The organism is Caballeronia sp. SL1002 (assembly GCF_057814995.1).
Map to the genome: position 1 here is coordinate 854,294 of NZ_JBYMUW010000002.1, position 25,715 is coordinate 880,008.

At 62.4% G+C, this 25,715-nt stretch carries 28 protein-coding genes and 1 tRNA gene; 16 read left to right on the top strand and 13 right to left on the bottom strand.

What is annotated here, in order from left to right; genetic code table 11:
• The first annotated feature begins 68 nt into the window (after positions 1-68).
• From pheT to AC3D25_RS06895, 3 genes are all read left to right on the top strand, one after another.
• Positions 69-2,501: a phenylalanine--tRNA ligase subunit beta gene (pheT, locus tag AC3D25_RS06885; protein WP_488887687.1), complete on the top strand. Its 2,433-nt coding sequence runs from the start codon at positions 69-71 to the stop codon at positions 2,499-2,501.
• Positions 2,502-2,549: 48 nt separating this feature from the next.
• A complete protein-coding gene (locus tag AC3D25_RS06890; protein ID WP_488887688.1) occupies positions 2,550-2,960 on the top strand; it encodes an integration host factor subunit alpha in 411 nt (136 codons plus the stop codon).
• Positions 2,961-3,108: 148 nt separating this feature from the next.
• On the top strand, positions 3,109-3,495 hold the full coding sequence (locus AC3D25_RS06895) for a MerR family transcriptional regulator (RefSeq protein WP_488887689.1): 387 nt from the start codon (positions 3,109-3,111) through the stop codon (positions 3,493-3,495).
• 103 nt (positions 3,496-3,598) lie between these two features.
• On the opposite strand, the gene AC3D25_RS06900 is transcribed toward AC3D25_RS06895, so the two are convergent.
• The 5 genes from AC3D25_RS06900 to AC3D25_RS06920 all read right to left on the bottom strand — a co-directional run bounded on the left by AC3D25_RS06900 (position 3,599) and on the right by AC3D25_RS06920 (position 5,922).
• Entirely contained in the window at positions 3,599-3,823 is a 225-nt protein-coding gene (locus tag AC3D25_RS06900; RefSeq protein ID WP_488887690.1) for a hypothetical protein, read from the bottom strand.
• Between the two features lie 83 nt (positions 3,824-3,906).
• Positions 3,907-4,089: a hypothetical protein gene (locus AC3D25_RS06905; RefSeq protein WP_488887691.1), complete on the bottom strand. Its 183-nt coding sequence runs from the start codon at positions 4,087-4,089 to the stop codon at positions 3,907-3,909.
• Between the two features lie 212 nt (positions 4,090-4,301).
• Positions 4,302-4,378: transfer RNA gene (locus AC3D25_RS06910), tRNA-Pro, on the bottom strand.
• A gap of 135 nt (positions 4,379-4,513) precedes the next feature.
• Positions 4,514-4,981 (bottom strand): hypothetical protein, encoded by a 468-nt coding sequence (locus tag AC3D25_RS06915; RefSeq protein ID WP_488887692.1) that lies wholly within the window; start codon positions 4,979-4,981, stop codon positions 4,514-4,516.
• A gap of 35 nt (positions 4,982-5,016) precedes the next feature.
• Entirely contained in the window at positions 5,017-5,922 is a 906-nt protein-coding gene (locus tag AC3D25_RS06920) for a LysR family transcriptional regulator (protein ID WP_488887693.1), read from the bottom strand.
• A 99-nt stretch (positions 5,923-6,021) separates the two neighbouring features.
• Here AC3D25_RS06920 and AC3D25_RS06925 point away from each other — a divergent pair, with 99 nt between their 5' ends.
• Entirely contained in the window at positions 6,022-6,417 is a 396-nt protein-coding gene (locus AC3D25_RS06925; protein WP_488887694.1) for a DoxX family protein, read from the top strand.
• A gap of 51 nt (positions 6,418-6,468) precedes the next feature.
• Here the strand turns inward: AC3D25_RS06925 and AC3D25_RS06930 are convergent, their stop codons facing one another.
• Positions 6,469-7,392 (bottom strand): LysR family transcriptional regulator, encoded by a 924-nt coding sequence (locus AC3D25_RS06930; RefSeq protein ID WP_488887695.1) that lies wholly within the window; start codon positions 7,390-7,392, stop codon positions 6,469-6,471.
• Between the two features lie 28 nt (positions 7,393-7,420).
• Positions 7,421-8,233 carry an IclR family transcriptional regulator gene (locus tag AC3D25_RS06935; RefSeq protein ID WP_488887696.1) on the bottom strand — a complete coding sequence of 271 codons (813 nt, stop codon included), beginning with the start codon at positions 8,231-8,233 and terminating at the stop codon, positions 7,421-7,423.
• 204 nt (positions 8,234-8,437) lie between these two features.
• On the opposite strand from AC3D25_RS06935, the gene AC3D25_RS06940 reads away from it, so the two are divergent.
• The 7 genes from AC3D25_RS06940 (at position 8,438) to AC3D25_RS06970 (ending at position 16,653) form a co-directional block, all read left to right on the top strand.
• On the top strand, positions 8,438-9,166 hold the full coding sequence (locus AC3D25_RS06940) for a 3-oxoacid CoA-transferase subunit A (protein ID WP_488887697.1): 729 nt from the start codon (positions 8,438-8,440) through the stop codon (positions 9,164-9,166).
• Positions 9,167-9,177: 11 nt separating this feature from the next.
• Positions 9,178-9,834 carry a 3-oxoacid CoA-transferase subunit B gene (locus tag AC3D25_RS06945; protein ID WP_488887698.1) on the top strand — a complete coding sequence of 219 codons (657 nt, stop codon included), beginning with the start codon at positions 9,178-9,180 and terminating at the stop codon, positions 9,832-9,834.
• 40 nt (positions 9,835-9,874) lie between these two features.
• Entirely contained in the window at positions 9,875-11,077 is a 1,203-nt protein-coding gene (gene pcaF / locus AC3D25_RS06950; RefSeq protein ID WP_488887699.1) for a 3-oxoadipyl-CoA thiolase, read from the top strand.
• Positions 11,078-11,081: 4 nt separating this feature from the next.
• Complete coding sequence (locus AC3D25_RS06955; RefSeq protein WP_488887700.1) at positions 11,082-12,440, top strand: 3-carboxy-cis,cis-muconate cycloisomerase; 1,359 nt, start codon at positions 11,082-11,084, stop codon at positions 12,438-12,440.
• Between the two features lie 21 nt (positions 12,441-12,461).
• Positions 12,462-13,256, top strand: a complete 795-nt coding sequence (pcaD, locus tag AC3D25_RS06960; RefSeq protein ID WP_488887701.1) for a 3-oxoadipate enol-lactonase — start codon at positions 12,462-12,464, stop codon at positions 13,254-13,256.
• Positions 13,253-13,660 carry a 4-carboxymuconolactone decarboxylase gene (gene pcaC / locus AC3D25_RS06965; RefSeq protein WP_488887702.1) on the top strand — a complete coding sequence of 136 codons (408 nt, stop codon included), beginning with the start codon at positions 13,253-13,255 and terminating at the stop codon, positions 13,658-13,660. The genes pcaD and pcaC overlap by 4 nt, the downstream gene beginning before the upstream one ends.
• A gap of 431 nt (positions 13,661-14,091) precedes the next feature.
• A complete protein-coding gene (locus AC3D25_RS06970) occupies positions 14,092-16,653 on the top strand; it encodes a YadA family autotransporter adhesin (protein WP_488887703.1) in 2,562 nt (853 codons plus the stop codon).
• A 42-nt stretch (positions 16,654-16,695) separates the two neighbouring features.
• On the opposite strand, the gene AC3D25_RS06975 is transcribed toward AC3D25_RS06970, so the two are convergent.
• A complete protein-coding gene (locus tag AC3D25_RS06975) occupies positions 16,696-17,850 on the bottom strand; it encodes a DUF3443 domain-containing protein (RefSeq protein WP_488887704.1) in 1,155 nt (384 codons plus the stop codon).
• Here AC3D25_RS06975 and AC3D25_RS06980 point away from each other — a divergent pair.
• The gene (locus AC3D25_RS06980) at positions 17,798-18,031 is read left to right on the top strand and encodes a hypothetical protein (protein ID WP_488889734.1); all 234 of its coding nucleotides are present in this window, start codon (positions 17,798-17,800) and stop codon (positions 18,029-18,031) included. The two genes, AC3D25_RS06975 and AC3D25_RS06980, sit on opposite strands and share 53 nt — an antisense overlap.
• A gap of 29 nt (positions 18,032-18,060) precedes the next feature.
• On the opposite strand, the gene AC3D25_RS06985 is transcribed toward AC3D25_RS06980, so the two are convergent.
• Positions 18,061-18,546, bottom strand: coding sequence for a DUF2844 domain-containing protein (locus AC3D25_RS06985; protein WP_488887705.1), 486 nt, complete (start codon positions 18,544-18,546; stop codon positions 18,061-18,063).
• A 421-nt stretch (positions 18,547-18,967) separates the two neighbouring features.
• On the opposite strand from AC3D25_RS06985, the gene bamC reads away from it, so the two are divergent.
• Positions 18,968-20,164, top strand: coding sequence for an NlpB/DapX family lipoprotein (gene bamC / locus AC3D25_RS06990; RefSeq protein ID WP_488887706.1), 1,197 nt, complete (start codon positions 18,968-18,970; stop codon positions 20,162-20,164).
• Positions 20,165-20,671: 507 nt separating this feature from the next.
• Positions 20,672-20,959 (top strand): putative quinol monooxygenase, encoded by a 288-nt coding sequence (locus tag AC3D25_RS06995; RefSeq protein ID WP_488887707.1) that lies wholly within the window; start codon positions 20,672-20,674, stop codon positions 20,957-20,959.
• A 6-nt stretch (positions 20,960-20,965) separates the two neighbouring features.
• On the opposite strand, the gene AC3D25_RS07000 is transcribed toward AC3D25_RS06995, so the two are convergent.
• The 3 genes from AC3D25_RS07000 to AC3D25_RS07010 form a co-directional block, all read right to left on the bottom strand.
• Positions 20,966-21,229 (bottom strand): DNA-binding protein, encoded by a 264-nt coding sequence (locus AC3D25_RS07000; RefSeq protein WP_488887708.1) that lies wholly within the window; start codon positions 21,227-21,229, stop codon positions 20,966-20,968.
• 209 nt (positions 21,230-21,438) lie between these two features.
• Positions 21,439-21,702 (bottom strand): hypothetical protein, encoded by a 264-nt coding sequence (locus AC3D25_RS07005; protein ID WP_488887709.1) that lies wholly within the window; start codon positions 21,700-21,702, stop codon positions 21,439-21,441.
• 87 nt (positions 21,703-21,789) lie between these two features.
• Positions 21,790-22,419, bottom strand: coding sequence for a YdcF family protein (locus AC3D25_RS07010; RefSeq protein ID WP_488887710.1), 630 nt, complete (start codon positions 22,417-22,419; stop codon positions 21,790-21,792).
• A gap of 378 nt (positions 22,420-22,797) precedes the next feature.
• Between AC3D25_RS07010 and AC3D25_RS07015 the strand changes: the two genes are divergently transcribed.
• A complete protein-coding gene (locus AC3D25_RS07015) occupies positions 22,798-23,112 on the top strand; it encodes a hypothetical protein (protein WP_488887711.1) in 315 nt (104 codons plus the stop codon).
• An 866-nt stretch (positions 23,113-23,978) separates the two neighbouring features.
• On the opposite strand, the gene AC3D25_RS07020 is transcribed toward AC3D25_RS07015, so the two are convergent.
• The gene (locus AC3D25_RS07020; protein WP_035933996.1) at positions 23,979-24,380 is read right to left on the bottom strand and encodes a transposase; all 402 of its coding nucleotides are present in this window, start codon (positions 24,378-24,380) and stop codon (positions 23,979-23,981) included.
• A gap of 409 nt (positions 24,381-24,789) precedes the next feature.
• Between AC3D25_RS07020 and AC3D25_RS07025 the strand changes: the two genes are divergently transcribed.
• Entirely contained in the window at positions 24,790-25,692 is a 903-nt protein-coding gene (locus tag AC3D25_RS07025) for a LysR family transcriptional regulator (RefSeq protein WP_488887712.1), read from the top strand.
• Positions 25,693-25,715 lie beyond the last annotated feature (23 nt).

Below are 25,715 nucleotides of genomic sequence, written 5' to 3' on the forward strand. Positions count from 1 at the left end.
GAGCGTGTCCGGCGCGAATTGTTGATCGTGCCGGGCGCAGACACCCCTCATTTCGAACGTAGACACACATGCAATTCCCAGAATCCTGGCTTAGAAGCTTCGTCGATCCGAAACTTTCGACCGACGAGTTGTCGCACGCGCTGACGATGGCCGGTCTCGAAGTCGAAGGCCTCGCGCCGGTCGCGCCGCCGACAAGCAAGATCGTGGTCGGTCAAGTGCTGGAAGTCGCGAAGCATCCGAACGCCGACAAGCTCAACGTCTGTCAGGTCGACGCCGGCACGGGCGAGACGCTGAATATCGTGTGCGGCGCGCCGAACGTTTCGCCGGGCATCAAGGTGCCCGTCGCGCTGGTCGGCGCGGAATTGCCGCCGGCGGAAGCGGGCGCGGCGCCGTTCGCGATCAAGCTCTCGAAGCTGCGCGGCGTGGAAAGCCAGGGCATGTTGTGCTCGGCGCGCGAGTTGAAGCTCTCGGAAGATCACAGCGGTCTTTTGATTCTTCCCGCCGATACGCCGATCGGCCAGGACATTCGTAAGACCCTGAATCTCGACGACACCGTTTTCGAGATCAAACTCACGCCTAACAAGGCGGATTGCCTTTCGGTTTTCGGCGTCGCGCGCGAGACCGCCGCCATTACCGGCGCGCCGTTGCTCGCGCTCGATATGCCGCCCGTCATGCCTACGCTTAGCGAAACGTTGCCGGTCAAGGTGACCGCGCCGGATCTGTGCGGGCGCTTCTCGGGTCGCGTGATTCGTGGCGTGAACGCGCGCGCGAAAACGCCGCAATGGATCGTTGAACGCCTTGAGCGCTCGGGTCAGCGCAGTATTTCCGCGCTCGTCGATATTTCCAATTACGTGATGCTCGAACTCGGTCGTCCGACCCACGTGTTCGATCTCGACAAGATTCACGGCGGGATCGAAGTGCGCTGGGGGCGGAAGGGCGAAACGCTCAAGCTGCTCAATGGCAACACCGTCGAACTCGATGAAACCGTCGGCGTGATCGCGGACGCGCAGCAGGTCGAAAGCCTGGCCGGCATCATGGGCGGCGACAGCACGGCCGTCTCGCTCGATACCGCGAACATCTATCTCGAAGCCGCCTTCTGGTGGCCGGACAGCATTCGCGGCCGCGCGCGCAAGTACAACTTTTCGACGGATGCCGCGCACCGTTTCGAACGCGGCGTCGATTATTCGACGACCGTCGAGCATATCGAGCGCATTTCGCGTTTGATTCTCGATATTTGTGGTGGTGAAGCGGGTCCGGTCGACGATCAGATTCTCAACTTGCCGAAGCGCGAACCGGTGACGATGCGCGTTTCGCGCGCGAACCGCATTATCGGCGTCAAGATTAGCGCGGATGAAATTGCACAGATTTTCACGCGTCTGGGCCTGAGCTTTGTGCAGGGCGACGATACGTTTGCTGTAACGCCGCCGGCTTATCGCTTCGATATCGAGATCGAAGAGGATCTAATCGAGGAAGTTGCGCGCATTTACGGTTTCGAGAAGATTCCGGCGCGGCCGCCCGTCGCGACGAGCGAGATGCGTCCGACCAACGAAACGCGTCGCTCGGTTCATGCTATTCGCTACGCGCTCGCCGCGCGCGATTACGCGGAAACGGTGAACTTCAGCTTCGTCGATGCTGAGTGGGAAGCGGATTTCGCGGGCAACGACCGGCCGGTCAAGTTGCTGAATCCCATCGCGAGTCAGCTTTCGGTCATGCGCACGACGCTGTTCGGCAGTCTGATCAGCGTGCTGCGCTACAACCTGAATCGTCGCGCGGACCGGATTCGCGTGTTCGAAGCGGGCCGCGTGTTCCTGCACGATCCGGCAATCAAGGCGGGCGAACTGGCTATCGAAGGTTTCGCGCAACCGAAAATGTTCGGCGGTCTTGCTTACGGCCCGGCGCTCGACGAGCAGTGGGGCGCGCCGTCGCGCACGGTCGATTTCTTCGACGTGAAGGGCGATATCGAGGCGCTGTTCGTGCCGGTCGTTCCGCGTTTCGTGAAAGCGGAACACCCGGCGCTGCATCCGGGCCGCAGCGCGCGTATCGAAATTGACGGGCGCGTGGCGGGTTGGATCGGCGAATTGCATCCGCGCTGGTTGCAGAAATATGATTTGCCGCACGCGCCTATTTTGTTCGAAATCGAAGCGGATGCGCTCATTCAGCGCGCGCTGCCGGTGCCCTCGGAAGTGTCGAAATTTCCGCCGGTTCGGCGCGATATCGCGATTGTCGTCGACCAGAAAGTCGAGGCGCAAACGCTGCTCGACGAGCTCAAAAACGCCCAGTCGGAACCCGCTTGCAAGCATGTTGTGAAGGTGGCTTTGTTCGATGAATTTCGTCCAAAATCAAGCACTTCCGGTGGTTTGGGAGAGCACGAGAAAAGCCTTGCCTTCCGTGTAACGTTGCAAGATACTGGCGGGACGCTTCAGGACGAAACAGTCGAAACGGCCATCAAAACGCTGGTGGATCGCTTGGCTCGAGTACATGGCGCGCGGTTGCGCGGATAGCCCGCAAGTAGGCCATTTCCGTCTTCATCGTCACGCCATCTTTTCGATATGAACCAAATGAACTCGAGTGATTTCGAAGCCCTTCTTTCGGCGCAACGTAGCGCCATGATCCGAGATATCCCGACTTCGAACGGCGCGGCGTCTCCCGAGACGCCGACGCTGACGAAAGCCGAATTGGCAGAAATGCTGTTCGATCACGTCGGTTTGAATAAGCGCGAAGCGAAAGACATGGTCGAAGCGTTCTTCGAAGTCATTCGCGACGCACTTGAAAGCGGCGATAGCGTCAAGCTGTCGGGATTCGGCAATTTTCAATTGCGTGATAAGCCGCAGCGTCCGGGACGTAATCCAAAAACCGGCGAGGCCATTCCGATTGCGGCGCGCCGCGTGGTGACGTTTCACGCGAGTCAAAAATTGAAAGCGCTGGTTGAAACCGGCGCGGAAACAAGCTTTAATCGCTAGCGCATAATTAAGTGCCCTATTTGGCACGTGAACTGGCGTTGATAAGCTGATTCATCAGTCGACCCATTAGCCAGGATTAAAAGCATTGACGGCCCGCGCCACCGTAACCGGGCGCTTCTGCGTTATTCACCTTGATGGTTGATCGACGATGGAAAAAGTCGTCTTGCCTCCGATTCCGGCCAAGCGCTACTTCACAATCGGTGAGGTTAGCGAGCTATGCGGCGTCAAGCCACATGTGCTGCGTTATTGGGAGCAGGAGTTCACGCAGTTGCGGCCCGTCAAGCGGCGTGGAAACCGGCGTTATTATCAGCATCACGAAGTATTGCTGATCCGGCGGATCCGCGAATTGCTTTACGAGCAGGGCTTTACCATCAACGGCGCGCGTAACCGGCTCGATTCGCACGGCCGCGCACAGGGCGAGGCGTTGGAAGCGGGCGAGATGGACGATGCCGGCGCGCTGTCGGACGCGCAATCGGTGGATGTCGATAAATTGCGCAAAGAGCTATTGCAGGTGATCGGCTTGCTAGGCGGCTGAACTTTAAAGATGATTCCAAGGCGTCGCGACTATCGAGTCGCGGCGCTTTTTTTATGGATAAACTGGATTGCGCGTTGTATCGCGCATTTGAATCGCGAGTGGATCAACCGAGCAATCGCGCGGCAAATGAAGCACCTTCGATATCACCAAAATCGCACGGCGCGAGCACGCCCTCGGAAATGAGTTCGTCTCGAAATCGCGCGGCCTGTTGTGCTTCCTCTTCGAACGACGGCTTCCCCTGTGCCTTTCGAATTACCTCGAAAGTGGCAATGGTCGCTTCGATGGTGGCCGCGAGCAGATCGACTGGTTTTTCGAATTTTTTGTCCATAATTGGGTTTTCGGCTCACTCGTGAATAACTTTAGGCACGGGCAAACGATATAAACCGAACATAGGCAATGCCGCGTCAAACGTTATGGCCGAGTTTCTCGCGAACGCTCAACAACCTCGTCCGGCTTCGTGGAATCGGCAGGCGTCGACTTGCGCGCGCTCGATACTTTTTCGCCGGCCCAGTCGGCTCCAAATAAAAACAAAATAGCGATGATCGCGCTGACGCACGACCAGAACGTCGCACCGGCGCCGTCTGCGGTATCCATTGGTGATCCCCTGTGTTTTTCTGTAAGTTTTACGGCAGGACGGGATGCGGTATGTACGTATTGCCACATTGACGGATGGCAATCGGTAGGTATTTCCCGTAGGCGCTGATATGCGGACGAGTATCGAAAAACGCCCGTTGTGCTGTTCACGCTGCGATTTTTTGTGGGCAATAAAAAACCCGCACAGCTTTTGACTGTGCGGGTTCTATTCCTGGTCGGGGCGAGAGGATTTGAACCTCCGACCACCTGCACCCCATGCAGGTACGCTACCAGGCTGCGCTACGCCCCGAAAGAGCGAAAGTATATCAGAGCGCTTCTAAATTTAGAACCCATCGAATGATTAATGCGCTGATCGTTCGCGGATTCACTCACATTTGCCTATCGTCGCCTCTTGACAGCCGCGCCCAATTGCACGTTCACGCGCTCAAAGCGGCATCTCCGACCGCGTGTATTGCGATGTTGTAATGGTCAGCGTGGTTGGCGCGGAACGGCGGTGGCGCAAGCGGAATCGCGCGGCGAGGAAAGCAGCCAGGGCGGCGGGAATGGCGTAGGCAAGCGCGCGTTTGCCGCAGTCGGATGACGACGATAAATCGATATAGCGCATTCGCTGTTCAGTGCTCGCCGAGGCGAACACTAAAGTGAGCGCGATATCGAGCAGCATCGCGAGGATGCAGAACGCCAGAAAAAATAGCGCGCCGTTGACGGGCGGCGCGCGCCGGTCGGCGTTCAGCAGACGCGCCGCAAATAGCGCCACGCCCAGCAAAGCAAAATTGAGGAACAACTGAAACCACGGAAAATTCATCGCGCGCCCTTCTAGGTGTGAGATCAACACGTTCGATTTCGCTTCTCGCGCGAAAAGGCGCTGCGGAATGGCGAAATCGGGCGCGATCATCACATGCACGCGAGGCGCTAGAAATACGATTTGTCCTAAATCTTTTGGAGTCCAACTTCCGACGCGGAGAACGCTTCGGACAGGAAATCGATGAAGGTCCGCACTTTGGTCGTCATGTATTTGCGGCTGGTGTAGACCGCGTAGACCGACGGGGCAAAAGTCGAATACTCGGGCAGCACGCGAACCAGCGCGCCTGTGCTCAGTTCGCCCGCGACAACCCATTCCGGAAAATACGCGAGGCCGATGCCCGCGCGCACGAGTTGCAGCGACATGGAGGTGTCGTTGGTCTTCAGCACGGCGTGGTTCTTGACCGTGAAGTCGCCAGCCGGGCCGCGAAGCTCGATCGTCTCGATATTGGTGTAGGTCGGCAACACGACGGGCCGTCCGGCGATCTCGTCGGGATGCCGCGGCGTGCCGCTCGCGCGCAGGTATTCGGGTGCGCCGACCAGCACGAACGGCACCTTGCACAGCGGCCGCACGATCAGCGACGGCGACGGCTCCGACGTGGCGCGTATCGCCATGTCGTAACCTTCCTCGACGAGATCGACGAAGCGATTTTCGAGCCGCAAATCGATCAGCACGTCCGGATATCGCGCGCGATACGCGACCAGAATGTCGGCGAACGCGCGCGTCGCGAACCAGCCGGGCGTAGTGACCTTCAACACGCCCTGCGGCTGCGCGGTCTGCGTGCCGACCGCCGCACCCGCCGCCTGCAGAATATCGAGCGCTTCACTGCACTGTTCGTAATAGACGTTGCCCGCTTCCGTCAGGCTCAAATGACGCGTCGTCCGGTTCAGCAGGCGCACGCCTAGCTGGCGTTCCAGATTGGCGACGTGCTTGCTCGTCATCGCGGTTGAAATGTCGAGCCGCTCCGCCGCTTTAACGAAACTGCCGGCCTCGACCACCTCGCGAAAAACGCGAAGGCTGGTTAGCGCATCCATCGTTATTTCTCGGTAGGAAATAAAACGTCTATAGTAGGCCGATTTATCGCGCGCTTGTTGGTGGATAGACTGGCATCACTTAATCAGGAGTCGCTCATCATGAATCTTTCCACTGTCTGGACGCCGCGCGCACAAGCCGTCTTGCGTGTCGTTGCCGCGTATTTGCTGATCGTGCATGCGTCGGCGAAGCTGTTTCACGTGCCGCATATCGCGGCCTTCGACGGCCTTCCGCTCTTTTCGCTGCTCGGCGCAGCGGGCGTAATCGAGCTGCTCGGCGGCGCGTTGCTGCTGCTTGGCGCGTTCGTGCGGCCGGTGGCGTTCGTGTTGTCGGGCGAAATGGCGTTCGCGTATTTCATCGCGCACGCGCCGCAGGGCAACGTGCTCTTGCCCGCGCTGAATCAAGGCGAGCCGGCCGTGCTCTTCTGCTTTATTTTCCTGTTTTTCGCGGCGGCGGGCGCGGGCGCGTGGAGTATCGACGCTCGACGCAGCGCGTAGTTTCGCAGCCAGGGCACGAAAACGCCGAACGCCTCAAGCGTCCGGCGTTTTTCATTTGGGCCATTCGTCGAGCGCGTCGTTGAAAAGCGACGCGACGACCGCGCGCAGCCACATCGTGCGCGGATCGTTATGAAATTTCCGGTGCCAGTGCTGCTTCAGATCGAAGCGGGGCAGGGGCAGCGGCGGCTCGGCAAGCGTGATGGACGCGTGTTCGGCGACATACGCGAAGCCGATCGCGTGCGGCACGGTCGCGATCAGATCGGTGCGCGACAGGATGAACGGCAAGCTCATGAAGTGCGGCGTTTCCAGCACGGCGCGCCGGCGGATGCGCTGTTTATCGAGGAAGTTTTCCAGCACTTCCTGACTGCGGCCTTCGGCTCGGACGACGGCGTGGCCGCAATCCAGAAATTGTTCGAGCGTGAGCGGGCCGCGCGCAAACGGGTGATCGCGGCGGATCAGGCAGATGAACCGGTGCGTGAAAAGCCGCTGCTGAAAGAAATTGTTGCCCGACAGATCCGGGAAATAGCCGACGGCCAAGTCGACATCGCCGGATTCGAGTCCGCGTTCCACGTCGCCGTGCGAAAGCGAAACCGAGCGCAGGTTCGCGCGCGGTGCCTGCACGGCGAGCGCCTGCAAAAGCCGCGGCAAAAACACGATTTCACCGACATCCGACAACGCGATGGAAAACGTGTCAGTGGTGGTGGCGGGATCGAAATGCTGGGTGTCGAGGAGGCCTCGCTCGATCCGCCCGAGCGCCTCGCGCGCGGCGGGCACCAGCGCGAGCGCGCGCGGCGTCGGCTCCATGCCGCGCGAAGTGCGCACGAATAATGGATCGTTGAAATATTCGCGCAGCCGTCCGAGCGCGGTGCTCACGCGAGGCTGGCTCACGCCGAGCCGTTCGGCGGCGCGGCTCACGTTGCGCGTCTCTTCGATCGCCACGAGAAACGGGATGAGGTTCAGGTCGAGATCGTTCATGGCTTACCGCCTGACAAACGAGCAGGAATCATCCGCGCCGCGCGACCAGTGCGCTCACGCGTTCGGCGGCCTCCAGCAACGGATCGAGGAAGGCTTTCACCATTTGCTTGGCGTTCTTGCGCTGCGCGTTGCCGCTGATGTTCATCGCGGCGATCACGCGCCCTTGCCGGTCGCGGATCGGCGCTGACATCGAGATCAAGCCTTCCTCCAGTTCCTGATCGACGATGGCCCAGCGCTGGCGGCGCACGACCGCGATCGCTTCTTTCAGCGCGGTTTTGTCGGTGATCGTGCGCGGCGTGCGGGCGGTGAGTTCGCTCGTGTCGAGCACGGCGTCGAGTTGCGCTTCGTCGAGCGAGGCGAGCAGCACGCGGCCCATCGACGTGCAGAACGCGGGCAAACGGCTGCCGATGGACAGGTTGATCGTGATGATCTTGTGTGTCGGCACGCGCAGCACGTAGACGATTTCCGCGCCGTTCAGCACGGCCGCCGAGCAGCTTTCGTGCACCTTTTCGACGAGCTGTTCCATGACCGGCTCGGCGAGATTCCAGAACGGCATCGACGTGAGGTACGCAAACCCGAGGTCGAGGATCTTCGGCGTAAGCTGGAAATAGCGGCCGTCCGCTTCGACATAACCGAGCGCCTGCAGGGTCAGCAGAATCCGCCGTGCGCCCGCGCGCGTGAGTCCGGCGGCGGCTGCCACTTCGGTCAGCGTCTGCGCGGGGCGCGACGAATCGAACGAGCGGATCACGGCGAGGCCGCGCGCGAAGGATTGAACGTAGGCGTCGCCGGGTTTGGTCGACGCGTTGGCTTCGGAAGAAGCAGCGGTTTCGGGTGGATTCATCGGACGGCTTTCCAGAGATAAACACGCATTTCAAACACGCGCACGCCGGTCGCCTAGGGCAAACCCGCAGTTTATTGACATGACAACGAATCCGGCTCTAACATTCGCAAGTTCGCTAATCGAATCCATGTTCGCATACCGAACATTTATAGGCAATCAGGTTAACCCGGGTTTCATCGCGAGAAACCTCGCAGGAGAACGGCTGTGATCAACAAGATTTTCGACTCGCTTGCGTCGGCGGTAAAAGACGTCAACGACGGCGCGACCGTCATGATCGGCGGATTCGGCACGGCGGGCATGCCGTCGGAACTGATCGATGCGCTGATCGAGCAGGGCGCGCGCGACCTGACCATCGTCAACAACAACGCCGGCAACGGCGAAACGGGGCTCGCCGCGCTGCTGAAAGCGAAGCGCGTGCGCAAGATCATCTGCTCGTTTCCGCGCCAGTCGGATTCGCAGGTGTTCGACGCGCTCTACCGCGCGGGCGAAATCGAACTGGAACTCGTGCCGCAGGGCAATCTGGCCGAGCGCATTCGCGCGGCGGGCGCGGGAATCGGGGGCTTTTTCACGCCGACGGGTTACGGCACGAAGCTCGCGGAAGGCCGCGAGACGCGGTTGATCGACGGGCGGCAATATGTGCTGGAGTCGCCGCTGCACGCGGATTTCGCGCTCGTGAAAGCATTCAAGGGCGACCGCTGGGGCAATCTGGTCTATCGTAAAACTGCGCGCAATTTCGGGCCGATCATGGCGAGCGCGGCGAAAACCGCCATCGTGCAAGTGTCGCAAGTGGTCGAACTGGGCCAGCTCGATCCGGAAAACATCGTGACGCCGGGCATCTTCGTGCAACGCGTCGTGGAAGTGCCGCAAGCCGTGCACGCCGCGGAACTTGCCGCGGAATCTGCTGCTGAATCTGCCGCAACCTCGGCCGCATAAGGAGACTAGCCATGAAGAAACTGACTCGTGACGAAATGGCGAAGCGCGTGGCGCACGACATTCCCGAAGGCGCTTACGTGAATCTGGGTATCGGCGTGCCGACGCTGGTGGCGAACCATCTGGCCGCCGACCGCGAAATCTTCCTGCACAGCGAAAACGGTCTGCTCGGCATGGGCCCGGCACCGGCAAAAGGCGCGGAAGACGACGAACTGATCAACGCCGGCAAGCAGCACGTCACCTTGCTGACCGGCGGCGCTTACTTCCACCACGCCGATTCGTTCGCGATGATGCGCGGCGGCCATCTCGATTTCTGCGTGCTCGGCGCGTTCCAGGTGTCGGCGAAAGGCGATCTGGCGAACTGGCACACCGGCGCGCCCGACGCGATTCCGGCGGTCGGCGGCGCGATGGATCTGGCGATCGGCGCGAAACAGGTCTACGTGATGATGGAACTGCTCACGAAGCAGGGCGAAAGCAAGCTGGTGGCCGAGTGTTCGTATCCGGTGACGGGTGTGGACTGTGTGGATCGCGTGTACACCGATCTCGCCGTGTTCGACGTGACGGCGGATGGTTTTGTCGTGCGCGAGATGGTTGAGGGGCTGTCGTTCGAGGAACTGCAGGAACTCGCGAAAGTGCCGCTCAAATACGAGCCGCTGACCGAAGCCGCCTGATCCGTCTGAACTTGCTACCCAACCGATTCCCGGAGACACCATGAAAGAATCTTTTATCTGTGACGCGATCCGCACGCCCGTCGGCCGCTACGGCGGCGCGCTCTCGTCGGTCCGCGCGGACGATCTCGGCGCGGTGCCGTTGCGCGCGCTGATGGAACGCAACAAGGACGTGGACTGGAACGCCGTCGACGAAGTGATTTTCGGCTGCGCGAATCAGGCGGGCGAAGACAACCGCAATGTCGCGCGCATGTCGTCGCTGCTCGCGGGTTTGCCGGAAGGCGTGCCGGGTACGACCGTCAACCGCTTATGCGGCTCGGGCATGGACGCGATCGGCATCGCCGCGCGCGCGATCAAGTCGGGCGAGGCGAATTTCCTAATCGCGGGCGGCGTGGAAAGCATGAGCCGCGCGCCGTTCGTGCAGGGCAAGGCGACCTCGGCGTTTTCGCGTCAGGCCGATCTGTACGACACCACCATCGGCTGGCGTTTCGTCAATCCGTTGATGAAGAAGCTGCACGGCGTCGATTCGATGCCGGAAACGGCGGAAAACGTCGCGGACGACTACAAGGTGAGTCGCGCCGATCAGGACGCGTTCGCCGTGCGCAGTCAGCAGAAAGCGGCGCGCGCGCAGAAGGACGGCACGCTCGCGCAGGAGATCGTCGCGGTGACGATTGCGCAGAAGAAGGGCGATCCGATCGTCGTCTCGCAGGACGAACATCCGCGCGAAACCAGCATCGAAGCGCTCGCGAAGCTGAAAGGCGTGGTGCGTCCGGACGGCAGCGTGACGGCGGGTAACGCGTCGGGCGTGAACGACGGCGCGGCGGCTTTGCTGCTCGCTGATGCGGACAGCGCGAAGCGTTTCGGCCTTGTGCCGCGCGCGCGCATTCTCGGTCTTGCCACGGCGGGCGTCGCGCCGCGCGTGATGGGCATCGGCCCGGCGCCGGCGACGCAAAAGCTGCTCGCGCGCCTGAACATGACCATCGATCAGTTCGACGTGATCGAGCTGAACGAAGCGTTCGCCTCGCAGGGACTCGCGGTCTTGCGCATGCTCGGTATCGCCGACGACGACCCGCGCGTGAATCCGAACGGCGGCGCGATCGCGCTCGGCCATCCGCTCGGCATGAGCGGCGCGCGCCTCGTCACCACGGCAACGTACCAGTTGCACCGCACGGGCGGCCGATTCGCGCTGTGCACGATGTGTATCGGCGTGGGGCAGGGCATCGCGATCGCGATCGAACGTGTCTGAGGCCATGTTCCACGCGACCGGGCGGCTCACCGATCTCATTTGCGGCACCGAAGCGATGAACGCGGTGTGGTCGCCGCGCGCCACCGTGCAGGCGATGCTCGACGTCGAAGCGGCGCTTGCGCGCGCGTCGGCGGTACACGGCGTAATTCCTTCGAACGCGGTCGCGGCGATCGTGTCCGCCTGCAATGCCGATGAAATCGACGCGCACGCGCTGATGAGCGCCGCCGCGTCGGGCGGCAATCTCGCGATTCCACTCGTCAAGCAATTGACGGCAGTGGTGAAATCGCGCGACGCGGAAGCCGCGAAATTCGTGCACTGGGGCGCGACGAGCCAGGACATCATCGACAGCGGTCTCGCGCTGCAATTGCGCGCGACGCTCGACTTGCTGGACGCGGATCTGCGCGAACTGTGCGCCGCGCTCGCCGATCAGGCGCGCCGCCACCGCACGACGCCGATGATCGGCCGGACCTGGCTGCAACAGGCGCTGCCGATCACGCTCGGCCTCAAGTTCGCGCAATGGCTCGACGCGCTCACGCGGCACCGCGAGCGTTTGAACGCGTTGCGCGCGCGTGCGCTCGCGTTGCAGTTCGGCGGCGCGGCGGGCACGCTCGCGAGCTTGCGCGACAAGGCGCCGGCGGTCGCGCAATCGCTCGGCGACGAACTCGGCCTCGCGATGCCCGCGTTGCCGTGGCACACGCAACGCGACCGCATCGCGGAAGCCGCTGCGTGCTTTGGCATGCTGACCGGCACGCTCGGCAAGATCGCGCGCGACATTTCCCTTTCGATGCAAACCGAAGTGGGCGAACTCGCGGAACCCGCCGCGGCGGGCAAGGGCGGATCGTCGACCATGCCGCACAAGCGCAATCCGGTCGGCTGCGCGGCCGTGCTGACCGCCGCCGCGCGCGCGCCGGGACTCGTCGCCACGGTGTTCGCGGGCATGGTGCAGGAGCACGAACGCGCGCTCGGCGGCTGGCAGGCCGAGTGGGAAGCGCTCCCCGATCTCGCGCGTCTGACCGGCGGCGCGCTCGCGCAGATCAAGGCGATCGTGCCGGATATCGAGGTGAACGTAGAGCGGCTCGCGGCGAATCTCGGCGCGACGCGCGGACTGATTCTCGGCGAAGCGGTGATGCTCGCGCTTGGCGACACGATCGGCCGGCTGGATGCGCACAAACTCGTCGAACAGGCGTCGAAGCAGGCGGTGTCGAGCGGCCGCACGCTCTACGACGTGCTCGCCGCCGACGCCATCGTCATGCAGCATCTTTCCGAAGAACAATTGAAACAGTTGCTCGATCCGGCGAATTACGTCGGACAGGCGCAGGCGTTCGTCGATGCCGCGCTCGAGCTTCATCACGCCAACGCGTGATCTTTTCTGGAGCACTACAGCATGCCTTTTGCATCGGTGAACGGTTGCAACATTCACTACCGCGTGGACGCGAGCGCGGGCAGCGACGCGCCGTGGCTCGTATTGTCGAATTCGCTCGGCAGCGACATGTCGATGTGGACGCCGCAAGTCGAAGCGTTCGCGGCGCACTATCGTGTGCTGCGCTACGACACGCGCGGCCACGGCCGCTCGGACGCGCCGACCGGTCCGTACACGATCGACCAGTTGATCGGCGATGTAGTCGGCGTGATGGATTCGCTCGGCATCGACCGCGCGAATTATTGCGGACTGTCGATGGGCGGATTGACCGGCATCGGGCTGGCCGCGCGTCATCCCGAGCGGTTCAACCGCGTCGCGCTGTCGAATACGGCGGCGCTGATCGGCTCGGACGCCGTGTGGACGCCGCGCGCCGCGAAGGCGCGTGAGGCAGGCGGCATGGCCGCGCTGACCGACGCCGTGATCGCGCGCTGGTTCACGCCGGGTTTCATCGCGAGCCAGCCGCTTTTGATGGCCGGTATTCGCGACGTGTTCCGCCATACGTCGGGCGAAGGCTACGCGTCGAATTGCGAAGCGATCCGCGACGCCGACTTGCGCGACGAAGCCAAAACCATCGGCATGCCGGTGCTCGTGATCGCGGGTCGCGAGGACATGTCGACGACCGCCGCGCAGGGCCGCGAACTGGCGGGCTACATCGAGGGCGCGCGCTTCCTGGAACTGGACGCGGCGCATTTGTCGAACATCGAAAAGGCGGACGCTTACACGCGCGCCGTCCTGGAATTTCTCGGAGAACGCGCATGACCGAAGACGAACGTTACGAAGCCGGACTGGAAGTGCGTCGCGCGGTGCTGGGCGACGCGCACGTCGACCGGTCGCTCGCCAATCGCACGGATCTCACGACCGAGTTCCAGGAAATGATCACGCGCCACGCTTGGGGCGATATCTGGACGCGTCCCGGCTTGCCGCGCCATACGCGCAGTTTGCTGACCATTTCGATGATGGTGGCGCTCAACCGCAGCGAGGAACTCGCGCTGCATCTGCGCGCGGCCAAGAACAACAAGGTCACGCGCGATGAAATCAAGGAAGTGCTGATGCAGACCGCGATCTATTGCGGCGTGCCGGCGGCGAATTCGGCGTTCCACCTCGCGCAGAAGATTTTCGACGAAGACGATCGGGCAGTGGAAGAAGCGGGGAAAGGCAACTAACGGTCGGCTCTTTCAGTCTACTTTGCACCGGTAAGTTTCGATGAATCAGAAAGGCGTCATCCATTTAGGTGGGCGGCGCTTTTTTGTTTAGTTCGGCCGTGCGACTACGCTGCGTGTTTAGCTTAAGTAAGCTAAAAAACACTCGGACACCTGGCCGAAGGTCATAGTCCACGGACTTTAAGAGTTTTCGTGTAGTTGCAATTTGGCTTGGTCAGCAATATCCGATAAAGCGCGCGACAGGCGTCGCGGGATGGTGTGGAAGAACGTAGCGGAGGCATCAAACCCGCGAAATCTTGCGGCGCCGCCCGTCGATTTCTACCGTGCGCGCGAACTCGCGGATCGGAGCGGCGTACTCGTACTGTGTGCGTTCCATCCCGCGCTATCTGTTCCGGACGCGAAAACGCGTCTGATCGACCAAGTGAGCAACTCGAATGAATATCCGCCACGCGAAGACTCTGAAGCTGTGCCCCGTAACCCAGGCCGTCGGGGAGCGCACCTGCGGGGCGGGTGCGCCAGCACTGCGCGCGGCGGTCCTCGCGACACTCGCACCGTTCACTTTTGCATTCGTGGGCGTAGCGCACGCGGCGAGTGCGCCGTTCGTTTTGCAATCGACCGAACGCGTCCAGCGCCCGATCGTACTGGAGGAAGTTGGCATGCTGACCGCCGCTCGGGGCGCTGCCGGTACGCGTGTGGCCGCTCGGGACGACGTCCTCAAAGCGCCGATGTCGAGCGTTCCTCCCGACCAGTTGATCGTCGCCGGGCCGATGCTCACGCCTGGTAGCGCGCAGGCGTTTGGTAACAACTCGATAGCGGCCGGTATCTACACGGTTGCCGACGGCCAGAACGCGGTGGCGGTCGGTACGTCGGTGGACGTGAAGGGTGACAGCGCCGTATCGGTCGGATCGGGCAACGTAGTGTCCGCGGCGATGGCAGTCGCGCTCGGCACGCGGAACGAACTTGCGTCCGAACGCGGCGTGATCGTGGGCTCCGGTTCGACGGTGGGACCCGACGCGCCCGATGCCGTCTCGATCGGTTCCTTTAACCAGATCGGCGGGGCGCGGGGAACCGCTATCGGACGTGGCAACGCAGTGCTGGGCGCGGGGTCGGTCGCGATCGGCGACGAAAATAGCGCGACCGGCGCCGGTTCGTTCGTGCTAGGCAGCAAGATCAGGGCACGCGGGGCGAACAGCGTCGTGCTCGGCGCGAACAGTGACGGCTCGCAAGACAACGTGGTATCGGTGGGCGCGATAGGCAGCGAGCGGCGAGTGGTCAACGTGGGCGCGGGCCGCACCGGCACCGATGCCATCAATCTGAATCAGTTGCGGGCGCTGGGCGCGTCCGTGGATGCAAGCGGCAATCCGCTCAATCCGTTCGTCGCCTACGACGCAGCCACACGGGAGCGCATTTCTCTCGGCGGAACGGCCGGCACAACCATCACGAACGTGAAAGCGGGCGCGCTGAGCGCAACCAGCACCGACGCGGTCAACGGCGCGCAGTTGCATGCCACGGACAGCAAAGTGGGCGACGTGGCGAGCACGGTGGCCGGTTTGAGTGCGGCCGGTGCGCGGACGGTTTCCTACGACGACACGTCGCGTGAACGCCTCACGCTCAGCGGTGCGGGCGGCACGACGGTCTCGAACGTGAAGGCCGGCATGGCCGACCTCGACGCCGTGAACGTGGCGCAGTTGAAGCAGACCGGACTCGTCGACGGTGCGGGCCGTGCGCTCGCCGCGCTGACCTACGACACGCGGCCGGACGGCACCATCAACCGGCAGCGTGTGACGCTCGGCGGCGCGAATGCCAGCGCGCCGGTCGCGTTGCGCAACGTCGCCGCGGGCCGCGTGGAGGCGGGCAGTACCGACGCCGTCAACGGCGACCAACTGTTCAGCACGGCGCAACTGATCGCGAACGTGCAGAACGGGGCGTCGAAGTACTTCGTCACGAATTCGTCCCTGGGCCAGGCACGCGCGACCGGCGTGAACTCGACGGCGGCCGGCGCGAACGCATTCGCGAGTGCGGAAAACACGGTGGCGCTCGGCGCGAATACGGTTGCGGACCGGGCGAACAGCGTGTCGGTCGGCTCGGCGGGCCACGAACGGCAAATCACGAACGTCGCGGCCGGCACCGCCGACACCGACGCCGTGAACGTGGCGCAGCTCAAAACGGCAGGCATCGTCGATGCAAAAGGAAACACCGCTACGGCGCTGGTGTACGACCGTAGTCCCGGCGGTTCGACCGACTACAACAACGTCACGCTGGGACTGCCGCGCGGCGGCGGCACGTTGCTGCACAACGTTGGAACGGGTGTGGCGGTGACCGATGCGGTGAACGTCGGTCAACTCACCGACGCGCTCAGCCGCGTGCAGAATGCCGCGCTTAACGGCAGCGCGTTCTTCAGCGCCGATGGCGACGCCTCTGCCCCGGCGGCGGTATCGAGCGGCGCGCGCTCCGCGGCGGTTGGCGCGGGGGCTGTCGCCAGCGCGGGCGGTGCGCTTTCACTTGGCGCGGGCGCCTCGGCGTCGGCGGATCGAGCGGTCGCGCTCGGCACGGATTCGGTCGCGAACCGCGCATCGACGGTATCGGTTGGCTCGGCGGGTAACGAGCGGCAGATCGTGAACGTGGCGGCGGGCTCGGCGGACACCGACGCGACAAACGTCGCGCAATTGAGAAGCGCATCCGCGAGCACGCTCGGTCAGGCAAAAAGCTATACGGACCAGCGTTTCAACAGCGTCGATCAACAGCTGCGCGACCTCGATCACGACACGCGCAAGGGTATTGCATCGGCGTCCGCGCTGAACGTCGTCACGCCTTATCTGCCCGGTCGCACCACGCTGAACGCCGGCGTCGCCGCGTATCGCGGACAAGCGGCGCTGGGTATCGGCGTGTCGCGCTGGAACGACAAGGGAACCGTCAACTTCAACGCCGGCGTCGCTTCGTCGGGTAGCAACAGCACGATTGTGCGCGCGGGCGTCGGCTTCGTGCTGGGCGGTTGAAGCAGAGGAATCCGTCACGTTCCCTACCTCGCGTGCGGCCGGCTAAAACGCGTAGTACGGGCCGTTGCCAGACGGTGTGACGCGGCCTTCCAGCGCCGTGAACACGCGGCGTCCGAAGAAAAACGGCAAGCCCCAGTCGAAGTAGCCGCTGACGGGGCCGGCCAGATTCGCGAGGGCGCTGTTGCCGCTTGCGAAGAGGCTTGTCGCCATCGACACGGAAAACGTGACGTCGATTGCGGCGGCGGTTCCCGAACTGATCCGCGCGGAGAGTGTTTGCGGCGCGGGCGGGCAGAACCAGACGCCGCAGCGGGGGAGCGAGGTCGACGTCGAAGGAAAGAACAGGCCGTTCGAGCCACTATCGATAAAGCTCGCCGAATACGTCTGTCCGTCGTAATTCGTGGTCACATAGCCGGTCGATGCTCCGCCTTTCAGCACGGTGGCGTTGCCGAGCAGGTTGTTGGCCTGCGAACCGATCCCGAACGTCATGGTGCCGCTGACCGACGAAGCGCCCACATCGGGGACGGCGGGCAACTCGATCACGACGCCGTTGTTGTCGGTGGCAAAACGGCTCACCGGATTAGTCACCTGTTGCGCGAGCGGCAAGGAGGTCGAAACACATGCGCCCGATGTACACGCGTAGTACCAGCGGGAGAGCGCCGAACTGGCGCAGCCGCTGCCACAATCGGCGTTGAACGGACCCACGCCGAGAATGCCGTTGCTGCGCAAGCTCGACGCCGTCAGCATCGGCAGGCCGGATTTGGCGCAATCGCTTGACGCGGCGGGCACGCCGGGGTCGGCGATCACCTGAATCGAGGTGGCGTTGGCGACCTGGCCGGCCATGCGGATATCGGCGCTGCGCACCGCGCCCCACGTGTAGCCCGTGCCGAACACCGTACACGACGCGGCCACCGCGCTTGCTCCGCTACCGCTCGCGCCGTTTCCCGGATTGCTTCCTGAGCTACTTCCCGCGACGGTAACGACAGGGAGCGCGATAGCGGGCGAGATGGCTGAAGCCAGGATCCGCAGTCCTTGCGAACCCGTGTCGACCTGGATTTTGTCGATGGTCTGGCAGGTGTCCGTTCCCGGTACGCAGATCGTCACACTTGTTTGCAGGATATTGCGTGAACCGCTGACGACTGGTCCGATGCTGATCGGCTGGACATTGGGTGTCGTCGATTGCACGACGCTCGCTGGCATGGCCGGTTCGGGAGTCGATGCGGCGGAGGCGGGTGATGCGCTGCTCGCCGGGCCATCGCCGGAACCGGCCGAACTCGATGTTCCCGATGCGCCCGAGGACCCCGACGAGCCGCCGCAGCCGGAAAGGCCGCTCAAAAGAACAGCGCTCAGAACGCCAATAACGCCGACTCGGAAAAGATGAAGAATTTTGTATCGCATGGCGGTATCGGCTTATTGGTTTTTGATGTCGGACGAAGAAACGCCGGCGGGCAGCGCGCTCGCGAGCCACGCGCGGCCATTGAATTCGCGCAAGCGCACCGCGCTTTCGACCACCAGATCGTCTTGTTCCACGCGCGTCGTGTGCAGTCCGTAGGCGAGCGCGCCCGGTTGCGCCGCGCCGGTCTTGAAACTGCCGAAATAGGCGCCGAGCAAGGCCTCGACATCGGGCATCGCCGGGCCACGCCACGTGACCGCATAGACGCGGCCGGTCGTATCGACGTACTGGCGGATCGTATTGCCGTCGGCGTCGGTCGATTCCTGCCACGCGAGCGCGCCGCGCGTCGATTGATGTGCCACCACGCCGGTTTTCGCGATACTCGCGGGCGATAGCGTCGTGCCCAGTTGCGCGTGCGCAGGCGAACTCGAAAGCGCGCCGATCACCGTTGCCGCGACGCCGGCACTCAGCGCCAAATGATAAGGATGACTAAGTCGATTCATTGTTGCTTCCCCGTCTGTGTTCGTTATTTTGAGATTTAATTTTAAGATGGGAAGCGGGAAATGTGACTATTTCGGATTGTTCCTAATCGGCAGAAAAGCAACTGCATAGAAATGCTTAATATTTCTTTCTAAACAATGGCTTGATTGAAGATTTCCTCTTTCGGAGTGTGCTGACGATGTGTCACAAATTGTCTCTAAACGGCGCCCGGGCCGAATTTCGAGATGGAGCGGGAGGTTTTGTGAGGTCCGGATCGCGTGGCCGGAATGACGAAATCTCGTCTAAAAAGGGGCGGCCGTGGACTACCGAAAGCGCGCCCGGTGGATGCGTCGTCCTTGTTTTTGCACGGCGACGCCGGGGACCGGTAAAATGCTCGGTTGATCCACGGAAAACGCCGTGGCGTAGCGGAAGGACTTCCCAAACATGACAGATTTTCGTGTGACCAAGCGGTTGGCAGCACTCTTGATGGCGGGTGGGCTCGTGGCTGGATGCGGTACGTCGTCACCCACGGCAATCGACTACAAAAGCGATTCGCGCTCGAAGCAGGTTTCTCTCGCAGTTCCGCCCAATCTGATGGACGAAGCCGTGGACCAGCGTTCGCTGCCGCCTCAGGGCGGGCAGGCCACGCTGTCGGATCTGCAGCAGGTCCAGAAGGTCGCGCCGACCGCGCCCACCGTGGTGCCACCCGTCGCGGGCATGCATATTCAGCGTGATGGCACGGAGCGCTGGCTCGTGATCGACGGACGGTCGCCGGACGAAGTCTGGCCGCAGATCCGCCGCTTCTGGCAGGAACAGGGCTTCCTGCTGGTCGTCGACTCGCGCGACAAGGGCGTGATGGAAACCGACTGGAACGAAACGCATCCGCAGATTTCGGATGGCTTGATCCGCGACACGTTGTCGAAGGCGACGGGCAATTCCTATGTCACGGCCGAGCGCAACAAATACCGTACGCGCCTCGAAGTCGCGCCGGGCGGCGGCACCTACGTGTTCGTCAGCCAGAAAGGCATGCGCGAAGCGCTGACAGGCACGAATAACGACTTGAGCCAGTGGCAGGCGCGTCCAAACGATCCCGCGCTCGAAGGCGAATATCTGAAGCGGTTGATGTCGTCGCTTGCGCTCGCTCAGTCGCGTCAGGCTTCGGGTGAAGGCGCAACGCCGTTCGTGACCGCGAGCGCCGCCGCGTCGGCGAAGGCCGATTCCGCAGCCGCTGCCACTGCCGCACGCAACGCGAGCATTGCCGGTCAGTCGACGGTCGCGACTGAGGACGTGCCCGAGGCTGCTTCCACGGAAGTGACGCTTTCCGAGCCGTATGACCGCGCGTGGCTGCACGTCGGTATCGCGCTCGATCGCAGCAACTTCACAGTGGACGATCGCGATCGCGGCCGCGGCATCTATTTCGTGCGCTATGTCGATCCGAAAGACACGACATCGGTCGAGCAGGGTTTCTGGAGCCAGGTGTTCCACGGCCGGAAAGAGCCGATCGCCAAGCAGTATCAGGTGAACGTGCGCGCGGTGACGGAACAGCAGACGCGCGTATCGATCATCGACGACAAAGGCAAGGTGGACAATTCCGCGCCGGCTCGCCAGATCATGGGCCTGCTTGCCGGACAGATCAGCTAACGCACGCGTTTGCGGCAGCTTAAAAACCCCGCCTCGGAACGAGGCGGGGTTTTTTTACGTCCGCGAATCCGCGATGCCGCGGTTTATTCTCAAAAAACTGACGTCGCGCCAAGGCTTAGTCACGCCATTTTCAGAGGCTTTTTTCTACGCCCTTGTGTGCGGAAAAGCTTATAAGAATCAATCATCTAACGAGTACAGTGCATAAATGGCATGCAAATCCGCACGCCGGCTTTCTGCTGGAGAAACGCTAGAACGAGTGGTTTGAATTGAGGTCGCCACGAGCCGGACGAGAATCCGCTCGTCGCGTCACGGACGATGGCTCGCGCGAGTGCGCGGGCCTGAGTGGCCCCGTCGCCTATCCTCGTAGGGCGACGGCTTTTGCCCGCGTTTCGCTGAAACGCGGGCTTTTTTCTGCGTGACGAGGCATCTCAAGACTTGCTCGTGGGCAGACTAAGACGCGCCCGGTTATCCTTGGCGTTCATCAATGAACGTTACAGAGGACAACACATGCCGGAAGTTGCCGTAGTCGCCACGTTTCTCGCCAAGCCGGGTCAGGAAGAAAACCTCAAAGACGCGTTGCAGACGCTGTCCGCCGCGACGCACAAGGAAGCGGGCGTGCTGCAATACGATCTTCATCGCGATGTGAAGGAGCCGCGCCGCTTCGTCTTTTTCGAGCGCTGGAAAAGCGCCGAGGCGCTGGCCGAGCACAACGAAATGCCGCATATCGCAACATTCCGTGCCGTCGCGCCCGATTTGATCGAGCACGGCGAGGTCAATGTCGTTTCGAAAATCTGACGAGGTTCAGTGCGTTTCGTGCGGGACGTCGAGGATCAGAATGATGGTCCAGTCGGCATCGCCATCATGGTGATACTGCCGTTCCGCGACGATAAACGGTTGCTGCTTGCCGTCCGGTCCGAGAAACAGCACGTCGCCTTCCATCGGCAAGCATTCCACCGGCGGCAGCGCAAGATACGCGTCCTTGTCCTTGGCGTTGCGCGGCATTAGTTTTTCAATCTTTTTCGACGCGGCTTCCGTCCATTCGATATCGAGCTGGATATTGCTCATGCTGTCCTCCGCACGGGTGCGTGTTTGGTTAATTTGGTGGGGCGAGCCTGGTAACCAAGCTTGGTGGGCAGCATTCTACCGGATGCTCGCGCGCACGGACGCTGAACGACGCGACCGGCGAACTGCGCGAATACCCAACAAAAAAGCCGGAAATCGTACGATTCCCGGCTTTTTTTTGGCGCCAATCGCGCGGCGAGTGCATCCGTCACTTACTGGCTGGCTCCCTCCGCCGGCATCGCCATTCCCTTCATGCCTTTCGAATGGTGCCCGGATTTCTTGTGCATGGTGCTCTTGCTCGACATCGGCATGCTTTGCATGTTGTCCTGCTGCGATTGCAGATTTTGCGCCCGCATCTCGATATCGGAAATCTTGGCGGGGTCGGTACTCATCGTGACGCCTTGATCGCTTTGCGCGTAGGCCGCGGACGCCACGGCGCCGAGGGACAAGAGAACTGCCAGGGACACTTTCTTCATTGTTTCCTCCTTGGAGTGATGAACCCGGAAATCGCCTGCCTCACGCTACAGGCCATCGTCGTTTCCTCAGCAAATTCCGCTCCCGCGTCAATAAAGATGCACCAGCCGGTAGACGTGAAAGCGCGCCTCGCCGATCAATTCGTGCAATGCGGTCTGAGCGTCCATGAAGCCCGCGAATCGCGGATAGAACGTCGCGCGCCCGACGCGTATGTTCGACACGAACGGCTGCGGCTCGAAGCCGAACGCCTCGAAGGCCTGGAGCGAGCGGCGCATGTGGTACGCGGACGTGACGACGATCACGGTCTGGTCACGTTCGGGATGCACAATGCCCGCCACGTTCTGCGCGTTCTCGTACGTGTTCCTGCTGCGGTTTTCGCGCGTGAGATCGCTCGATGCCACGCCGCGCGCGAGGAGATACGGCGCGTAGTTGTCGGCTTCGGCCTGGCCGTTATGCTGCGGGTCGCCGCCCGATACGATCACGCGGCACGCGCCGCCGGCTTTCCGGCACGCGCGATACAGCTCGGCGGCGACCTGAATCCGCACGGTCGCGTCGGACTTGGGAACCAGTTCTCCGGCCGAAGTCCGACGGGTTCCGCCCCCCATCAAAACGATCACCGAACGGGTCGCAAACGTGGGTTGCGAAGGCGCCTCGAAATCGCGTTGAGCCAGATGCAGCAAGGGCTTGGAGAGCCATCCGGCGCCGAGTGTCCAGAACACCAAGCAGCAGACGATTGCGATTACACCTCGTCTGTGTCGCCAAAGCGCGAATAGTGCAAAAAAAAGCAGCAATAAAGTTAAAAGAACCAATTTGATTGGGGTAACGTAGAGTTTTCGAGACAAATCCGCATGCGACATCGCATTCGTTTGAATGCATCGCGGTGATGCGGGCGGCGCCGCGTTCTGGGTGTCCATTACGGGGGCTCGAGATTATAAGCAGCAACTTAAGAGCATGCGGCGGTTGCGTCTTCCGGTCTTACGCTGCGATGTCGGCATTTTGACTGGTTTCGGGGCGTGCCGCGTTTAGTCGGTGCCGCAGGCAGTCGACAGACTGCGCTGGAGCGGCGTCGTCATGGCTGCACAGGAAGAAAGAACGATATGACCACGTATTCCAACGAAGCCGTACTCGAAGCGCTACGCCGGGCCCAGTACCGTCAAGTACCTTGGGCGAGGCGCCCGAATGTATTCGATCACCTGCGCGCACTCGGTCTGCTAGAACTTGTCCGCCAGCGGACGGTGGCTCCGGCGCCGGGCTTTCATGCCCCCGTCGATATTGCCGTCGTCACCGAGCGTGGAAAACATGAATTCTCGCGCCTCGCGCGCGACGAGCGATCCCTCGACTGGGACCTGCACCGTGCCGAAGCGTATTCACTGTCGGCGATGCAGGAAGCAGCGCTCGAAGCCCGGGTGTAGTACGGTCTGAGCACGGTTTAACGCCGGATATGGCCGACGGCGGTGACTTGGCGGACCCGCAAGTGGTCCGCAGGGAGCGTGCGCGTCTATCGCCGCAATGCACTCGTTAATCTACTTCCCGACGGCCGAAAAAAAGCCCGTATCACGAGGATACGGGCATACCGGATCTACTGCTGCCACGCTGTGCTCATGGCATAAGGTCGGACTTCGGCAACGTCGACAGGTTCCCTGCCGAATCAATCGAAAGTTTTCAGAGCGAGTCGCCGTCCTTGCTTTCACCGGCGACGAGGCCGGCCGTTGCGCTCCGAATCCGTTTCGGGCCGCGCCCGCACATTACTCGCGATATCTCCGCGTAAATCGCCCCGCGGCGCGGGCGGGGCGGTCTCGGGTGCGTGCGTCAGTTCCTGAGGCGGCGCGCCTGGCTTTGCGCTGGCGCGCAGACTGTATTCCCTCGACTGCGCGTGTACGCTATCCGTTCCGCCAAACAATGAAACGACAATGCCGCATGCGAGCAGGGACATTGGTTTCATGGGAGCCCCCTTCAAATCCATCCACGGACTTGGTTTCCAAGCTCACCAACTTATGCCCGCATCGGAAAGGGTGCTGTAAAGATTGGTAAAGAGTTGTTTCGTTAATGTATCAGGTGCGTATCCGACGTACAGGGACGCCGCAGATTCGTGCGGGCCGGACGCGACAAGGGACGGGAAGAGCGGCCTCGCCTGGAAAGCGGACCGTCGGGCCTCGTGTGCGGGCGAATCGACGCTTGGTACAGGTCGACGGAGCGGGCGAAGCCGGATCATGCAGACAGTTCAATCGCGCGAGACGGGAAGCCCCAAATCTCGCGCGTTACTCGGGGACGAGACGCCTCAGGCCATCTTGGCCGGCGCGCGCCACGATTCCGGATTGGTCCAGAACGCGCCACGCAGACGGTCACGGCTCGGCGGTGCCGGCGGTTTCGCGGCGGTGGAGCCGATCCGGCCGCGCAGCGATACTTCGCGGCCGTTGTTGCCGAGGCGCTTCACAATTTCGGCGAGCGTACCATCTGCCTGCCATTCGTCGAAGCGACGGCGGCAAGTCGGCGGCGACGGATAGCGGCCCGGCAGTTTCGACCAGCCTTCGCCCGTCGACAACACCCACAAGACGGCGTTGACCACGGCGCGTGCTTCCACACGCGGGCGGCCACGACGTTCGCTCCGTGCGGGTTCCGCGCAGAACAACGCCTCGACTAGCGCCCACTCGTTATCTCTCAAATCGTCGAACAGCATCATGTTTCACCTCAGCGAAGCTAACCCCGGTGCGCTGCCCCGCGCCGCGCACTCTGGTCGGAATTCGAAGATCGAATACCAGGGAGGTCGGAGCAGCACTGCGGCGGAAGATTCGTTTGTAGCCGAGTGGCGCCGACCCTGTGCGCAATGAAATGCGAGAACCGTGCCATGTAAGTCGAAATCACCGGGAAACCCACATGGCAGTAGGCTGGCGCGGTGCCAGCATGGCCCGTATAAGACTCTAAAAGTGCGGTTCGCGAAATCGGGACAATCACCAATCCTGTGCAGAAGGCCCTCCGTGCGTGCGCGATTCGCCTCTTGCTGCACCGCAGCGAAACGCTCGTGCGAAATGTTTCACAAGCGGCTTCTGTTTATAGTTAGCATTGATCGGCAATATTAATGAGGGTCGTGAATGAATGTGACGCTGCGCCAGTTGCGCGTGTTCATCGAAGTCGCGCGGTTGCAAAGTTTCAGCCGCGCGGGCGATGAGATCGGCCTGACGCAATCGGCCGTGAGTCGCTGCGTGCGCGAACTGGAGAGCGAGATCGGGCTGAAACTGATCGACCGCACGACGCGCGAGGTTCAATTAACCGACGTCGGCCTGAATCTGGTTGGGAGTGTGTCGCGGCTGCTCGCCGATCTCGACCACGCGCTGCGGGAAATTCGCGATCTCGGCGAGCAGCGGCGCGGCCGGGTGATCGTCGCGGCCACGCCGACGGTCGCGTGCCGGCTGATGCCCGGCGTGATCGCCGCGTGCCGGGCGCAATTTCCGCTGGTCGCGCTGAGTCTCCGCGACGACGTTCAGAGCGACGTTCTGCGCCAGGTCAAGTCGGGCGAGGCGGATTTCGGCGTGGTGATCGGCCCGCTCGACGAGAGCGATCTGCACGGAGAGGCGGTCATGACGGATTCGTTCTGCGTCGTAACGCGGCGCGATCATCCGCTCGCCACACTCGACGAAGCGCCGTGGCGCGCGCTCGACGGCGAGCGTCTCGTGATGCTCGACCAGACGTCGGGCAGCCGTCCGATCATCGACGCCGCGATGCACGCGCACGGCGTGCGCGCCGATGTGGTGCAGGAGCTCGGGCATTCGGCGACCGTGTTCGGGCTGGTGGAAGCGGGCGTCGGGATCAGCGTGCTGCCGTGGCTCGCGTTGCCGCTGCCCGCCGGGTCGTCGCTGGTCGCGCGGCCGCTCGTGCCGCGCGCCGAGCGCACGGTGGAACTGGTGCGGCGGCGCGACCGGTCGTTGTCTCCGGCCGCGGAACCGGTCTGGGCGCTCATCGCCGGGTTGCCCCGGCGGGCCGAGGATCTGCGCTAGACCTGCGCTGGATCTGAAAGCGC